Origin of the sequence: Helicobacter sp. UBA3407, assembly GCF_949747025.1 — a bacterium.
GTDB lineage: Bacteria > Campylobacterota > Campylobacteria > Campylobacterales > Helicobacteraceae > Helicobacter_D > Helicobacter_D ganmani.
This window is the reverse complement of record NZ_CATKCB010000056.1, coordinates 1-16,055: the sequence shown is the minus strand read 5'-3', so window position 1 is coordinate 16,055 and position 16,055 is coordinate 1. Positions and strand designations below refer to the sequence as shown.

Here is a 16,055-nt window from a genome sequence, read left to right as displayed (position 1 = left end):
TTTTTTGGCAGTGAGGGCAAAAAGAATTTGGAGTGATGAGGCTTAAAGAATGTGGAATACGATAGATTAGGACATTAGCAAAAGAGCCAAAACTCAATCCAAAACAAAAAACCAAAGCAATTTCAAACCATTCCAAATTCATTCCATTCTACATTTGTTTTTGCTACAATTTTACCTAAATTTAAGGCATTTTAAAAGCTTAAAAAGAGGTTTTGTTACAAAGGAAAGAGATGCAGCGCAAGTTTGCTTGCTTTGGTGGTTCTTTTGACCCACCACATTTTGGGCATTTACGCATTATAGAATCTGTTTTAAATGCAAAGGAGATAGATAAATTATTCCTCGTGCCAAATTTTTTAAATCCTTTTAAGAGTCATTTCTATTTTTCTCCCAAATTGCGCCTAGAATGGCTTAGGATTCTATGTAAAGAATCCTTGAAAGTCTGGGCAGACAAAATAGAAATATTGGACTATGAAGTGCGTCAAAATGCTCCTATTCCGACTTATCAAACTTTGCAATTTATCCAACAAACCTATTCTCTAACCCCAAAAGACAAAATGTATTTGCTTGTTGGTGCGGATAATGTAGAATCTTTGCATAAATGGCAAAATTTTGATTGGCTTCAAAACAATGTAGAATTTGTTATAATTCCACGCAAAGGCTTTAGGATTCCGCAAAATTTTCAAACTTTGCCATTTTGCGCAATGGATATAAGTTCCACGCAAATTCGCAATAAGTTAGCTTGTAGTGATTTTGTGGAGTTGTCTCGTCTGATTCCACAGCCTATTTTGGAATTAATATTAAAGGAAATAAATTGCAAGAAAATAGACAAAAAATGATTGCAGAAATTTGTCAAATCATAGAAGAAAAAAAAGGAGAAAACATTGAAGTTTTTAACCTTGAAAAAACAGATTATTTTGTGGATTTTGTCGTAATTGCCACAGCACTGATTGACCGACACGCAATGGCACTTTTAGAAGAGCTTAAAAAACAGCTGAAAGCAAAGGGTGAAAGTTTTTTCCATATTGATGAGGAGAATCCGGATTGGATTGTTATAGATTTGGGTGATATTATCATTCATTTATTTACAGAGAATCAACGCAAAAAATTTAATTTAGAAGAGTTTTTGCAAAAATTACTTCAAGAAAATGAAAGAAAAGAAAAAAATGTATAGAAAATTAACCAAAGAAGAACAGCGTGTGATATTACATAAAGGCACGGAAGCACCTTTTAGCGGAGAATTTGAAAATTTTTTTGAAACAGGAATCTATCACTGCAAACAATGCAATCAAGCCTTGTATGATTCTGCAAGCAAATTTCATAGCGGCTGTGGTTGGGCGAGTTTTGACGATTGTTTGCAAGGAGCAATTACAGAGCAATTAGACGCAGATGGCAGGAGAATAGAAATCACTTGCGCAAAATGTGGCGGGCATTTAGGGCACATTTTTGCAGGGGAAGGATTTACGCCAAAGAATATTCGCCATTGCGTCAATTCTATTGCAATTACTTTTGAAAAAAGCTCCCCCCAATAAATCCCATAATATTATTAGACGCATTGGTTTTAACAATATGGAATAAAATTTGCTTTATATTTTTTAATAAACTAAATTTTTAGAAAGGTTAATGTTATGCGAATCGGCACTAGCTCAAGATATACAACTATGCAATACCAACAAAACAAAACCCAAAATTTGTTGGATAGAACTTTGTCTCAGATGAATGGTTTAAAGATTCAGTATGGTTATCAAGGAACTTCTATTTTTAACAAAACTCTAGGATTGGATTATAATCTTACAACTTTGAGTCAAAGCCACGCTCTCGCAACGAATGCCTTAACTTATACAAAGCATACTGATACTGCTTTGAGTGATTTAACCAAGAATATGGACCAATTCAAAACCAAATTGGTGCAGGGAGCAAATAATATTCATAGTGAGACTTCGCGTCTTGCGATTGCAAAGGATTTAAAGTCTATCCGCGACCACTTTTTGACGCTTGCTAATACTTCTGTGGGTGGAGAATATATCTTTGGGGGCACAGCTACAACGCGAATGCCTTTTAATGCCGATGGAAGCTATAATGGTAATAATGCTACCTTGAATGCATTGCTTGGTTCTAACAATTCTGTTGCTTATAATATTACAGGGGCAGAGTTATTCTTTGGTTCGGATAATGATAAGAGTCGTATGATTTCAACGAATATTCCAAAGTTTAATCAAAGCAAACTAAATCCAGCAATTATGGACCCAAATCACCCAACGGGAGTGAGTGAAGAAGTGCATATTACAGCGGCGGATACTTTGCGTGATTTGGTGGGGGATAACGACGCAGATACAAGCAACAATCCACCAGAAGTTTTTTATATCACAGGACGTAGAGCAGATGGGAGCGCATTTAAATCCAAATTTTCTATGGATGTTGCATATACGGATAAAAATCAAGCTTCCACTGTGCAGGATTTGTTAGACAAAATCGGAAGAGAGTTTGGCAATACAGAGGTTAGCCAAGTCGTAGATGTAACGGTGAATAAATGGGGTGAAATTGAGATTAAAGACTTAACAGGCGGACGCTCAAATATTGAATTTTATATGGTTTCTAGTAGCTACCAAGACCCAGACAATGACATCAATGCAGTTCCGCCCGGAGATGGTGTAGGAACAGCGGATATTGACCGCTTACTTAATAGTGGTGTCAAGGTAAATACTTATGTGCAAAGCCCTTATCTCGGCACTTTTTCTAGCGAAAGTATTACTTCAGTAGAAGATTATAACGACCATCGTGTGCATACGATTCCTACGACTTTTAGAACGCATACAAATGAAATCGCCAAAACCAACACTTTATTGAGTGATATTTTTCCAAATGGAGTGAATTCCATTACTCTTAGCGGAACAGAAGGGAACACTGCACTAGACACAGCGGGTGCAGCCGTAGCACCTACAAACTTTGCAATTACCCCTGCAAGCACGGTGCAAGATTTGATGGACGAAATTAAGCGCGTGTATGGCGCAAATGGTGATGTAGATGTGCAATTTGCAGAAGGCAAGATTATCGTAGTGGATAATAATGTTTCCAAAAAGAATCCGCCAGATAAAGACGATAAAGAATTGCCTTATATTGGAACAAGCTCTCTTAGTGTTACTTTGACTGCTAATGACGCAGCAGGTAATCCTGTAAATGGATTCCGCAATGATTATAGCGTAGAATATGATAGAGTAGGATTCTCTCGTAGCGGTGGCACATTAAGCTCTAATGTCTCTCAAATCGTGCGCTCTACAAATGAATACGCGACAATGGAAACAAAGCTATCAGAAGTTGCTGGAGTGAGCCTTGATGGACACACTTATAACTTTGAAGTTAAAGATGTCAATGGAGTGGCAATTAGTGGTAGGATAGAGTTTAGAAATACAGGAAGCGTAATGATTATAAATTCTCCTGCGCAAATGAATGGGCAAAATATCGCAGGCATTGAGATTCCAATCTTGCAAGCAAATGGGAATCCTCCGCAAGTGGGTGGCAATGCAACACCTGCAAATGATGTAACTTATCAACAACTTGCCGATACATTGGGAATGGTAATGAATCTTAGCAATTCTAATCCGGGGGATTTAGCGGCAGTTTTCAATGCGGGGGCTAATTTCAACAATCCCGCTGAAAAAGTTGCTTATGAGACAATGTTAAGTCAGGCAAAAAATAATGTATGGATTGGTCTTGATGTCAATGGGCAGTTGCAGTTAAAAGATTTAAACCGCATACCTACACGAATGGAATTTATGCTCTATGATGATGAAAGTAGCAACTTTAGATTAGATGCAAATGGGCGTGTAGATACAAATACAACAAATCACCCCGCATTGACCTTTCAAGCGAATAATGCAGTGATTGGCGAAGACCCACATGTAAATTTCTTTCAACAAATTGATAAGATTATCCAAGCGCTAGAAGATGGCACTTATCGCCCGGGTTCTGATAATTATGATGATTCTATGCGGAATCCCGGAATCCAAAATGCAATTGCAATCTTTGACCATTTGGCAGACCATATCAATAAAGTGCATACCAAAAATGGGGCACAGGGCAACGCGTTTAAATATTCTATTGAACGCACAGAAGCTTTGATTGTACAAGTGAAAACCTTGCGCAGTGAGACGATTGATACAGATTTTGCGGAAACTTATTTGCAATTTTCAACGCTTGCACTTGGTTATCAAGCAATGCTTTCTAGCATTGGCAAGATTTCTCAATTATCATTAGTAAATTATGTCTAAGGTAAAAAATGAATGCAAAAGAAAGAATCATACACTCACGCTCTCTTATAAGTTAGGCTTTGCGTGCGTGGGCGGTTTGATTTCTTGCAGTGCAGAAAGATGGGATTTGTGCAATGGTATTAGTTCAAGCAAGATAAGGAGTTATTTAGATAGGCTTTCAAGAAAGTAAAGAATGTTTGGGGGAAATTTTGACTTGAAAAATTTTGAGAAAAAGGCAATTTGCATAGAATCCCAAAGGGATTCTTGAAATTATGCAAGAAGTTTTCCTAGAGTGTTTGAGTTGAAGCTTTTAAACACATTATCTTTGTTTTTTAGTGGGTCAAATATCAAGCGGTTGAGCTGCATAAATTCATCAAATCGCTTAAATGCAGATTCCATTTTTTCTTTCATTTCTTCCATTTTTTTGAAATTATCCTCTACCGCATTCCAAATTTTAGATGCTTCTTGACTGACGCCATTGTTGGCAGTTTGCAAGGAATTGAGGCTAAAAGACACTTTGACTTCAAGGCTTGTAAGACTAGCCATAGGGACGCGTTCAAATAATCCTGTGATTCCATTTCCTAACGCACTAAACATTGGGATAATACTATTTGGAGACAAATTAGATGCAGAAACGCCCATTCCTTGATAAGCTTTGTTTGCAAGGATTTGAGAAATGCTTTGTCCTCCATTTGCTAGAATCGCATCGTTTGTTGCTTGATTTAGCACCGCTTCGTCTTTAATTTTTTCGCTTACCAAATCAATGTGGTGGATTTGTCCGCTACTACCATCTTCACGCAAATAGTCTGCTGTTTTTTGTTTGATTCCTAATAAATCCCCATTTTCTCCCCTCATCATTTCTTGACTCTCTTGGGCGTTGAGGTAAATCACCCCGATTCCTTTTTCGCCCAATCCTACAAGTTGTCCTTCACCATTTGCATCAGGAGTCCAGATTCTTAGTTTGTCATAGATTGGGTCGTCTTTGTCAATCTTGCCATCATTATTGGAATCATAAATGCTCAAGTCTTTGAATCCATCACCACTTTGTGTGCCAAAAAGCTCACTGCCATCATTGATTTTACCATCGCCATTTTTATCAAGTGCCAAGAATCCAGAACCTTTTTTGAGTGTGGAGATTTGGTCAGGAGTGCCATCGCTGTCCAAATCAAAACGCATTTTGGTATCGCTAAGCTCTGTGCCACTGCCCTCATAATCAATCACAAGCGGGTCAATGACTTTTTTATTTACATCTTCAGGGATTTTGGTAGCATTTGAGCTACTTATTTGTAGATTTTGCATAAAGCTTTGAGAAACGCTAATGCTTAAATCTAAGCTTTTTTCTATTCCATCGCTTCCTATTATTTTACCAGAGATTGAAACCTCTAAACTTGTTGAGAATCCTTGAGAAAGACTGATTCCACTTCCTATGATTTGACTTGCAAAGTTTTTGTTATAGAGCAAATCAGACATTGTGATTGTTGTGGTTTGTGATGAACTTGTGCTATTGTTTGCGCTTGGGAATAATTGTTCCCAAGTTTTCATCATTTCATCTTGAATTTCTGAAATTTTACTCAATGCCCGATTTAAAATAGTTTTTTGAAAATCTCCCAACCTATCACCAAGCAAAGAGTTGCTAGCTACGATACTAGTCGTGCTTCCTCCTGCGTCTTGATTAATAGTTGATTGTGGAACACTATTTGCTTGATTGTTTGTAAGCTCTTCTTTAACAGCACTCCATTGCGTGGTAGTATATGAGGCTTGCAAAGAAGAGAGACTAAAACTTGCTTGCATTTTTTCTCCTTTTTATAAATTAATACTGACTATATCGGCTGTTTTTAAAAAAACTAAAATAAATTTTTTATAAATTTTATCAATTTTAAAATCTTTAAGAATTGTAAAAATGTTTTAAGAGTTGATTTTGCGTTACTTATAAAAAAATTATTAAATATAAAACTTAAAAAAATTTTTTAATTTTATAAGATTATATTAATTAAAGTTTTAATACAATGCCGATGTTAAATTTCACAAAAGGAGAATAAAATGTCTTACACACAAGATGTTATTGAAAAAGTCCAAAGACTTTATCCCGACCAAGTAGAGTTTCATCAAGCAGTTAAAGAAGTGTTGGAATCTATTGAGCCTGCACTAAAAAAAGATAAAAGATATGAAACTTATAAAGTTTTAGACCGTATTGTAATTCCAGAGCGTCAAATTAACTTTCGCGTAACTTGGGAAAATGATAAAGGTGAGATTCAAGTTAATCGTGGTTATCGTATTGAGTTTAGCTCTTTGCTTGGACCCTATAAAGGAGGCTTGAGATTTCATCCTAGTGTAACAGAAGGCATTATTAAATTCTTGGGATTTGAGCAAATTTTTAAAAATTCTTTGACAGGGCTTGCAATGGGTGGTGGCAAAGGTGGAAGCGACTTTGACCCCAAAGGCAAAAGTGATAGAGAAGTGATGCGATTTTGTCAAGCGTTTATGAATGAATTGTATCGTCATATTGGAGCACATACAGATGTGCCAGCAGGAGACATTGGAGTAGGTGGGCGTGAGATTGGTTATTTGTTTGGACAATACAAAAAACTAACGAATCGCTACGAGGGTGTTTTGACAGGTAAATCTTTGCTTTGGGGCGGAAGTTTGGTGCGCACAGAAGCAACAGGCTATGGAAGTGTGTATTTTGCACAAGAAATGTTAAAAAATAGCAATTTTGGAGAGCTAGAGGGCAAAACTTGCTTAGTTTCAGGAAGTGGAAATGTTGCGATTTATACGGTAGAAAAACTCCAACAACTTGGAGCAAAACCTGTAACAATCAGTGATTCTAAGGGTATGATTTATGATGAAAAAGGCATTGATTTAGCGTTATTAAAAGAGATTAAAGAAGTAAGACGTGAGAGCTTAGAGTCTTATGCTAAAGAACGTAGCAGTGCAAAATGGACAAGTGTAAAAGAATATCCAAAAGATTCTAATCCATTGTGGGCAATTCCAGCATTTGCGGCATTTCCAAGTGCAACGCAGAATGAAATTAATGCAAAAGATGCAGATAATTTACTTAAAAATGGTTGTAAATGTGTAAGTGAAGGTGCAAATATGCCTTCAACAATTGAAGCAGTGCATAAATTCTTGAATGCAAAAATTTGTTATGGTCCGGGCAAAGCAGCAAATGCTGGTGGTGTAGCGACAAGCGGGCTTGAAATGAGCCAAAATGCAGCAATGACTGCTTGGACTTTTGAGGAAGTGGATAAAAAATTGCATAATATTATGAAAAATATCTATGCAAATGCAAGCGAAACTGCAAAAGAGTTTGGCGAGCCTACAAATCTTGTGCTTGGAGCAAATATCGCAGGATTTAGAAAAGTTGCAAATGCAATGATTGAGCAAGGTTTATAATAGCTTTTCTTAGCCAAAGAATGATATTTTGAAGCTGTTAAAAATTTCTCTCTTTATTCTTATTGGTTGGAATCTCACTTTATATGCGGAGATTCCGCACTTTAAACCCTATGCACAAAACTTAATCTCCAAAGGAGAATTAACACAATTTGTAATGAGTGAGAAACTAGATGGCGTGCGTGGGATTTGGAATGGCAAAAACTTAAAAACTCGCAAAGATAACCTTATTCAAGTCCCGAAGTTTTGGCTTGTGAATTTTCCTCCTTTTGTTCTTGATGGCGAATTGTGGCTGACTTACAATCACTTTGAAAAAATTTCAAGTATTGTAAGGGATTCTGTCTCTGATGAATCCAAATGGCAAGAGATGACTTATCAAGTTTTTGATGTGCGTGGGGTTTGTGAAAAATGCTCTTTAAGTGAGCGTTTAAATTATTTGGAAAATTATTTAAAGGATTTTCCGAATCCTTATATTAAAATTATCCCCCAAATTCCCATAAAAAATCATCAACATTTAGAATCTTATTATCAAGAAATCTTAAGCAAGGGTGGGGAGGGTGTAATCTTGCGTAGGAATTCTTTCTCTGATATTGGTTACAAGCTGAAACCTTTTGCGGACGCAGAATGTATCGTGAGAGGTTATACACAAGGCAAAGGAAAAAATATTAATGGAATCGGTGCAATTTGGTGTGAGGGTGAGGTTTTAGGAGAGAAGAAATATTTTAAAATTGGTTCGGGATTTTCTTCTGCAATGCGTCTCAATCCTCCTAAAATAGACACAATAATTACTTATAAATATCAAGGCTATACCAAAAATAAACTTCCTAGATTCCCTATATTTTTAAGAATCAGAGAAGATGGAATCTAAACAAGTCTTTTGATGATTGTGAATGAATCTTTTAGAGTGCTTAAATTTTTTTGCAAAATTTAATGGAAATGATGTAAAATACACTTTTTAAATATCTTTAGGATTAATTTTGAGAATCAAGAATTTCTTATTTCACAGCTTTGCGCAAATCTTTTTTCCTATTTTTTTAGTATTATTTTTTATTGCTTCAGTAGTAATTTTTATCCGCATTGCAAGCGTTACTTTTGTTATTAAAATCAGTTTTTTTGAATTGCTCTCCCTTTATTTTTATACACTTCCTACAATGATTTTTTTTGTGATACCGCTTAGTTTTTTTATCGCTTGCGTGCTTGGATTGTCTCGCCTTAGCTTTGATTATGAATTACCTGTTCTATTTGCACTTGGAATGAATCCGCAAGTGATTATTAAGATTTTTTTGCCCATTGCGTTGTTGGCTAGCTTTAGCCTTTTGATTTTATCGTTAGTCTTGACACCTTTAAGTGATGTGGCGTATCGGCAGTTTTTAGAAGAGCGCAAAAATAGTATCAATATCAATCTGCAAGCAGGTGAGTTTGGACAAAAGCTTGACAAATGGCTTGTTTATGTGCAAAAAGGCAAGGAAGACACAAATGTTTATGAAAATATTGTGCTTTTATCCCTTGCAAAAGAAAACAACAAAGAAAATCAAGGATTAATCTTTGCAAAAGAAGCGAAAATCGTTAATTCAAATGGCACAATGGAAGTTATTTTAGAAAATGGCAAGGTTTATCGTAAGCTGGGTGAATATTTTGAAAGAATCGGATTTGAACAATTGATTTTAAGAAACGCGATTCAAGCTTTTGATGGGGCGAAGTTAGAGCTGATAGAATACTGGCAGCAAGCATTTTATTCTAATAAAAGACAAGAAAAAACAAAAAGGAATCTTAGTATGTCTATCTTGCTTTCTCTTTTTCCTTTGATGAGTCTATTTTATTATCCATTTTTAGGCATCAAGAATCCTCGCTATCAGAAAAATTATACAATTTTACAGGCAATGGCGATTGTAGGATTATTTTATGCTTTAATGTATCTTTGCGCTAGTTATATTCCTTTGTTTGGTCTTGTGCTGTTGCCACTTGTTTGGATAGTGGTTGGTTATTGGCTCTATTGGCACTATATTAAACGATTCTATTAGTTTATTTAAGCTATATAAAAGAATGGGTTTTGCACAAGATTCTATCAAGATTGCAATGCGGATAGCTTACAATGGAGGGGCATTTTTTGGGTTTCAAAGCCAAAAAGATGTTTTGAGTGTTAGTGGAACAATAGAAGCTGCATTGCAGAGTGTTGGAATCTTTAGTGATTTTGTTGGAAGTGGGCGCACAGATAAGGGAGTGCATGCAAGTGCGCAAGTGATTTCTTTAGAGATTCCATCTTATTGGCACAATTTGGAGCTTTTGAAACAGCATTTGAACGCAAAACTTTTCCCCTTTATTAAAATCAAGCAAATTTGGATTGTTTCGGAGGATTTTAATGCGCGATTCTCTGCTAAAAGAAGAGGATATTGTTATGTGTTAAGCAAGCAAAATTCTCCCTTTTTAAATGCTTTTAGTTTGCCTTATTCTATTCAAAATGTTGCATTATTCAAACAAGCTTTAGAGATTCTTGTGGGCACTTATGATTTTAGGGCTTTTATGAAAGTGGGCGGTTGTGGCGATGAGGATATAAACCTCCAATGCAAAGAATACAAAGCAAAATACAAGGAAATAAAAGGGCGGAGTGTGCGCACAATATATAGGACAAGGTTGCTAGAGAGGAGGCATTTTTGGATTTTGTCTTTTTGGGGAAATGGATTCTTGCGCTCGCAGATTCGTTTAATGGTTGGATTTTTGCTAGAAATTGATAAAGGGCATTTGGGTTTAGAGGAGCTTAAGGCACAATTAATGGGTAAAAAAATTTATAGAATCCCTGTCGCACCCAATGGATTATTTTTGACACGCGTAGATTATAAATAAAGGGGATTGACCTTAAGCATAAAAGTTTCAAGCCAAAGTTATTTTGGCTTGAAAGCAAGAATCGCAAATTATAATTCTGGTTTAGGTGTTTTATCTGTAGCAATAGGTAGCTGTGGATAAATAACTTGTGGTTTTTCACCGCTTAGGCTTTGCAAGAAAGTTGCAATTTGTTTAGCTTCTTTGTTGCTGATATTGATTCCAAGTTGAATGCTCCCCATTTCTTTGATTGCGTCAGTTAAGCTCCAAATTGCTCCATTATGGAAGTAAGGCGCAGTTTCAGCAATATTTCTTAAAGTAGGTGTTTTAACCATACCATTTGCATCCCCTTTGAAATCTCCTAAATCCGCAAATTTATATTTTCCTGCGACCTCAAAAGATTGCATACTTCCACCAAGATTTACGCCTGTATGACATGCAGCACAACCTTTGTCTAAGAAAACTTGCAAACCTTCTTTTTCTGCTTTACTAAGTGCTTTGTCATCACCATTTAAAAACGCATCGTAGCGAGAAGGAGTGATTAATGTGCGCTCAAAAGTTGCAATTGCATCTGCGATATTATCGAAAGTTACTCCACTTCTGCCATAGATTTTTTTAAATTCTGATTGATATTCTGGTAGAGAAGAGATTTTTTGAACAGCAAGTTTCGCAGGTGTTGCCATTTCTGGTTCTGCTTCAATAGGTCCTTTGGCTTGGTCAGCTAAATCTCCTGCGCGTCCGTCCCAAAATTGTGCAGAGTTTAGCACAGAATTATAAACTGTAGGTGAGTTGAGATGGTGTGGATTGGCTACCCATTTGTGTCCAACTGCTGCAGAAATTCCGTCTGCGCCACCTAAGCCCAAGTTATGACAGGTATTACAAGAAATCAAACCACTTTTAGAAAGACGAGGTTCGAAATAAAGTTTTTTACCTAATTCTGCTTTTTCTTGAGAGAATGCACTAAACTTTACCCCATACTCTTTAAGCATAGCTTCTATGCCCGCTTGGTCTTTTGGTAGTGGCACTAATCCACTATCTTTTGCTTGACTAAGAAGGTCAGCTGCACTAAGTGTGAGAGTGGAAGCAACTAAGATTGATGACAATGAGACAATAAAATGTTTCATTTAAACTCCTTTTTGAAAGTATTGCATTGATTGATAAGACAATCAAAAAATTTTATCTTATATAGACTTTTGAAAATATTAATTAAAGAATAAAAATTTTCTTTTGTAATTTATGGATTTTAGGATAAGAAAGCGGAATATTCATAAATTTAAAAAGTTGGCTTTAAGAATAAGAAATTTGGAATCTAGGAAAGTTCCTAAATTCCAAATAGAATCAAACTAAAGTGTAATCTTCAATGAGATTGAAGTTTAAATAGCGGTAGATTTGGGATTCTTTCCCTTCTATTTTTTTAGGAATCAAATCTAGATATTCTTGTTTAGTTGGAATCTTGCCTAATAATGCACAGATAGCCGCTAATTCCGCACTTCCAAGATAGACTTGCGCACCTTTGCCCATACGATTGTCAAAATTTCTAGTAGAAGTTGAGAAAACTACTGCTTCATCTCGGACGCGTGCTTGATTTCCCATACATAGACTACAACCCGGAATCTCAATCCTTGCTCCTGCCGCTCCAAAGAGCGAATAATACCCCTCATCTACTAATTGTTTTGCGTCCATTTTGGTAGGTGGTGTTACCCAAAGCGTTGTGGGTACCATACCTTCGTCTTTCAATACTTCCCCTAGTGCGCGATAATGTCCAATATTTGTCATACAGCTTCCCACGAAAACTTCATCAATTTTGTGTGGTCGTTTGGAATCTGCTAGAATCTCGCTTAGTGTAGCAACATCATCGGGGTCATTTGGGCAAGCCAAGATTGGTTCGGTAATTTCGTTTAGATTAATTTCAATCACAGCAGCATATTCGGCATTGGAATCTGCTTTGAGAAGAGTTGGATTGTCAATCCAATCTTGCATTCTTTTTGCTCTACGTTCTAATGTTTTTGCATCTTGATAGCCTGCCTGAATCATTGCATTAATAAGAGTAATGTTGGATTTTAGATATTCAATAATAGGCTCTTTGTTGAGAGCAACGGTGCAAGCTGCCGCACTTCTTTCTGCGCTTGCATCACTTAATTCAAAAGCTTGTTCTACTTTTAAATCTGGCAAACCCTCAATTTCCAAGATTTTTCCGCTAAAAATATTCTTTTTGCCCTTTTTTTCCACCGTGAGCAAGCCTTTTTTGATTGCATAATAAGGAATCGCATTGACTAAATCACGTAAAGTAATGCCGGGTTGGAGTTTGCCACTGAAGCGCACGAGTACGGATTCAGGCATATCTAATGGCATAGAACCTGTAACAGCGGCAAAAGCAACTAATCCACTTCCAGCAGGAAAACTAATGCCAATAGGGAATCTCGTGTGAGAATCTCCTCCTGTTCCCACAGTGTCTGGTAGCACCATACGATTCAACCACGAGTGAATTACTCCATCCCCGGGACGCAATGCAACACCTCCGCGACTACTCATAAATTGTGGCAAACTAGCGTGAAGTTTGACATCTGCAGGTTTTGGGTATGCTGCGGTATGGCAGAAGCTTTGTAATACAAAATCTGCACTAAATCCTAATGATGCAAGTTCTTTCACTTCATCTCTTGTCATTGCTCCTGTGGTATCTTGACTACCAACGGTTGTAACAAGTGGCTCACAATAAGTTCCGGGTAAAATTCCTTCTACTCCGCAAGCGCGTCCTACCATTTTTTGTGCCAATGTAAAGCCTTTTGCGTTAGACTTTGGAGTTTGTGGTTTAGCAAAAATTTCTTCTTTTGGCATTCCTAGTGCTTCTCTTGCTTTTGCAGTAAGTCCTCTTCCAATAATGAGATTGATTCTGCCACCCGCGCGAATCTCATCGGCTAAAGTAGTGGGCTTGAAATCAAATTTAGATACAACAGCACCATTTTTGTGGATTTCACCTTTGAAAGGATAAATTTCAATTACATCTCCCTCGTTTAGCTCTGTTACAGGTGCGATGATTGGCAAACAACCACTATCTTCACAAGTATTAAAGAAAATTGGAGCAATCACTCCACCAATGACTAATCCCCCAGCTTTTTTATTAGGAATATAGGGGATTTCGCGCCCCATATGCCACACAAGTGAATTGCAAGCAGATTTTCTTGAGCTACCTGTGCCGACAACATCTCCAACATAGACAAGCGGATGTCCTTTTTTCTTGAGTTCTGCGATTCTACCAAAAGCATTTTGTGTGCGACTTTTTAGCATTGCTTGTGCGTGCAATGGAATATCACTACGCGTAAAGGCATCTCCTGCTGGGCTTAAGTCGTCCGTGTTTGTCTCGCCATCTATTTTGAAAACAGTTGCAGTGATTTTTTCTTCTAATGCGGGTTTATTTAAAAACCACTCTGCATTTGCCCAAGATTGCAAAACTTCCTTTGCAAAAGTGTTACTTTTTGAAATCTCTACGATTTCATTAAAAGCATCATACACAAGCAAAGTATGCTTAAGTGCCTCTGCTGCTGTTTTTGCGGAATCTTTGTCGCTAGATTTTAGGGCTTTGATAAGCGGTTGAATATTGTATCCTCCAAGCATTGTGCCAAGTAGTTGAATCGCAGATGTTTTAGAGATTCCCTCTACATTGATTTTGCCCTCTACAATAGAATCTAAAAATTCTGCTTTGACTTTTGCTGCCTCATCTACTCCGGGATTAACGCGATGGGAGAGCAACTCTATTAATTCTTTTGTATGCTCACCTTTTTTGAGCAATTCAATAATTTCTAAAGTTTGTTCTTTGCTCAATGGAAGTGGTGGAATATTTTGTTTCGCACGCTCATTGACTAATTTATTATATTCTTCAAAAAAACTCATTTGTTCCCCTTGTTAGTAATGTCAAATCTAATAATACAAAATTTTCCATTCAATTATGCACATTTAGATAAATTTTTTTTAATCTTTTTTAGTGAATTGTGTAAAATCGTTAATTATTTTAATTTTATTTTAATTTTTAATATAATATAAAATATATGAAATAATAAAATATGATAAGTAAGCCTTAAAGGAGATTCAGTTAATGCTGTATTACAGAATTATTATTTTAATAAATTTACTTTTTAAGGATAGAAAATGAAAGTGATTCATTCCATTGCAGAAGTGATTGGTAAAACTCCCCTTTTGAAAATGCGCACATTATCCAATGAGGCAGGGGCAAATATTTATGCTAAATGCGAATTTTTAAATCCTAGTGGTTCGGTCAAAGATAGAATCGCACTTGGTATGATTGAAGAAGCGTTAAAGAGTGGCACGATTCATCAAAATACTACAATCATTGAGCCAACAAGCGGGAACACGGGAATTGGACTTGCGTCTATTTGTGCAGCAAAAGGTATTAAGTTAATCCTTACAATGCCAGAATCTATGAGTATTGAACGTAGAAGATTAATGGCAGCATTGGGCGCAAAACTTGTTTTAACCCCAAAAGAGCAAGGAATGAAAGGAGCAGTTAATCGTGCAGCAGAATTACATAAAGAAATTGAAAATTCATTTATTTTGCAACAATTTGAAAATTTTGCTAATCCTAAAAGCCATCGTGAAACCACTGCATCAGAGATTTTAAACGCGCTAGAAAAAGTAGATGTACTTGTTTCTGCTGTGGGCACAGGGGGGACATTAAGCGGTGTAGGTGAGGTGTTAAAGAAAAAAAATCCAAATGCTAAAATTATCGCCGTAGAACCCATTAACTCTCCTGTGCTTAGTGGTGGGCAGCCCGGAGCACATAAGATTCAAGGAATTGGAGCGGGATTTGTTCCAAAAATTTTGCAAACAGATTTGATTGATGAAATTTTGAAAGTAGATGTGGAGTGGGCGATTGCAGAATCTCGTAAAGCGGCGTTGCAAGAAGGAATCTTGATTGGAATCTCAAGTGGTGCAAATTTATGGGCGGCAAGGGAAATAGCCAAAAAATATCCAAATGCCAATATTGTAACATTCCTTTGCGATACTGGTGAGAGATATTTAAGCACAGATTTATACGAAGTAGGGGAGTAATCTCTTGAAGACTTCAAAAAGTATCCTTGTAAGTTAAACCAAATTTGCTTTAAAATTTTTGCTGTTTGTAATGAATATTAGTAACATTGTTAATTGAAATTTTTAACTTTTTTAATTATTTATTGACAAGAAAAAGCAAATTTGTTAGTCTTTAAAGACACTAACTAAAATTAGGAGGATATTATGAAAGAAGTTCAAGAGGTAAAGGTTTTAGTGGCAGATCCTTCTGCATTAGGTCTGTTTGGTTTAGCAGTGATTACATTGGTTGCTTCTTCTAGCAAGCTTGGAATTACCTTAGGAGTTTCTTTGGTGATTCCTTGGGCAATTTTTCTTGGTGCGACAGCACAACTCATTGCGTGTTTCAATGATTTCAAACATAATAATACCTTTGGAGCAACTGCTTTTGGGGCGTATGCGCTTTTTTGGTATGCAATGGGAATGACTTGGTTAATACAAAATGGAGTTTTTGGTGAGAAGTTAGTAAGTAGTGCTGATGCAAAACAATTGGGATTTGCTTTTGTGGCTTATTTGATTTTTACA

General features: G+C 36.5%; 14 protein-coding genes. 10 read left to right on the top strand and 4 right to left on the bottom strand.

What is annotated here, in order from left to right; translation table 11 throughout:
• Nucleotides 1-142, bottom strand: a 142-nt coding sequence (locus Q1553_RS01065) for a prepilin peptidase (protein WP_300842681.1), incomplete at its 3' end; no start/stop codon positions are given.
• A gap of 88 nt (nt 143-230) precedes the next feature.
• Here Q1553_RS01065 and nadD point away from each other — a divergent pair.
• The 4 genes from nadD to flgL all read left to right on the top strand — a co-directional run bounded on the left by nadD (nt 231) and on the right by flgL (nt 4,265).
• Complete coding sequence (nadD, locus tag Q1553_RS01060; RefSeq protein WP_115551521.1) at nt 231-836, top strand: nicotinate (nicotinamide) nucleotide adenylyltransferase; 606 nt, start codon at nt 231-233, stop codon at nt 834-836.
• Nucleotides 812-1,171 (top strand): ribosome silencing factor, encoded by a 360-nt coding sequence (rsfS, locus tag Q1553_RS01055; RefSeq protein ID WP_115551520.1) that lies wholly within the window; start codon nt 812-814, stop codon nt 1,169-1,171. The genes nadD and rsfS overlap by 25 nt, the downstream gene beginning before the upstream one ends.
• Entirely contained in the window at nt 1,164-1,529 is a 366-nt protein-coding gene (locus Q1553_RS01050; RefSeq protein ID WP_115551519.1) for a methionine-R-sulfoxide reductase, read from the top strand. The genes rsfS and Q1553_RS01050 overlap by 8 nt, the downstream gene beginning before the upstream one ends.
• A gap of 96 nt (nt 1,530-1,625) precedes the next feature.
• Complete coding sequence (flgL, locus tag Q1553_RS01045) at nt 1,626-4,265, top strand: flagellar hook-associated protein FlgL (protein WP_115551518.1); 2,640 nt, start codon at nt 1,626-1,628, stop codon at nt 4,263-4,265.
• Between the two features lie 249 nt (nt 4,266-4,514).
• On the opposite strand, the gene Q1553_RS01040 is transcribed toward flgL, so the two are convergent.
• Nucleotides 4,515-6,035: a hypothetical protein gene (locus Q1553_RS01040; protein WP_115551517.1), complete on the bottom strand. Its 1,521-nt coding sequence runs from the start codon at nt 6,033-6,035 to the stop codon at nt 4,515-4,517.
• Nucleotides 6,036-6,284: 249 nt separating this feature from the next.
• Between Q1553_RS01040 and gdhA the strand changes: the two genes are divergently transcribed.
• The 4 genes from gdhA (at nt 6,285) to truA (ending at nt 10,475) form a co-directional block, all read left to right on the top strand.
• On the top strand, nt 6,285-7,637 hold the full coding sequence (gene gdhA / locus Q1553_RS01035) for an NADP-specific glutamate dehydrogenase (RefSeq protein WP_115551516.1): 1,353 nt from the start codon (nt 6,285-6,287) through the stop codon (nt 7,635-7,637).
• Between the two features lie 28 nt (nt 7,638-7,665).
• The gene (locus tag Q1553_RS01030) at nt 7,666-8,502 is read left to right on the top strand and encodes a DNA ligase (protein ID WP_245944221.1); all 837 of its coding nucleotides are present in this window, start codon (nt 7,666-7,668) and stop codon (nt 8,500-8,502) included.
• Nucleotides 8,503-8,611: 109 nt separating this feature from the next.
• Nucleotides 8,612-9,655: an LptF/LptG family permease gene (locus Q1553_RS01025; protein ID WP_300706194.1), complete on the top strand. Its 1,044-nt coding sequence runs from the start codon at nt 8,612-8,614 to the stop codon at nt 9,653-9,655.
• Between the two features lie 22 nt (nt 9,656-9,677).
• Complete coding sequence (gene truA, locus Q1553_RS01020; RefSeq protein WP_297570184.1) at nt 9,678-10,475, top strand: tRNA pseudouridine(38-40) synthase TruA; 798 nt, start codon at nt 9,678-9,680, stop codon at nt 10,473-10,475.
• 68 nt (nt 10,476-10,543) lie between these two features.
• Here truA and Q1553_RS01015 read toward each other — a convergent pair whose 3' ends face one another.
• Together Q1553_RS01015 and acnB are read right to left on the bottom strand one after the other, a co-directional pair.
• Nucleotides 10,544-11,575: a cytochrome-c peroxidase gene (locus Q1553_RS01015; protein ID WP_115551514.1), complete on the bottom strand. Its 1,032-nt coding sequence runs from the start codon at nt 11,573-11,575 to the stop codon at nt 10,544-10,546.
• Nucleotides 11,576-11,789: 214 nt separating this feature from the next.
• The gene (gene acnB, locus Q1553_RS01010; RefSeq protein WP_115551513.1) at nt 11,790-14,339 is read right to left on the bottom strand and encodes a bifunctional aconitate hydratase 2/2-methylisocitrate dehydratase; all 2,550 of its coding nucleotides are present in this window, start codon (nt 14,337-14,339) and stop codon (nt 11,790-11,792) included.
• Between the two features lie 255 nt (nt 14,340-14,594).
• On the opposite strand from acnB, the gene cysK reads away from it, so the two are divergent.
• Complete coding sequence (gene cysK / locus Q1553_RS01005; RefSeq protein WP_115551512.1) at nt 14,595-15,515, top strand: cysteine synthase A; 921 nt, start codon at nt 14,595-14,597, stop codon at nt 15,513-15,515.
• Nucleotides 15,516-15,698: 183 nt separating this feature from the next.
• Nucleotides 15,699-16,055 (top strand): acetate uptake transporter (locus tag Q1553_RS01000; protein ID WP_300842680.1); only part of this gene is annotated, 357 nt, incomplete at its 3' end.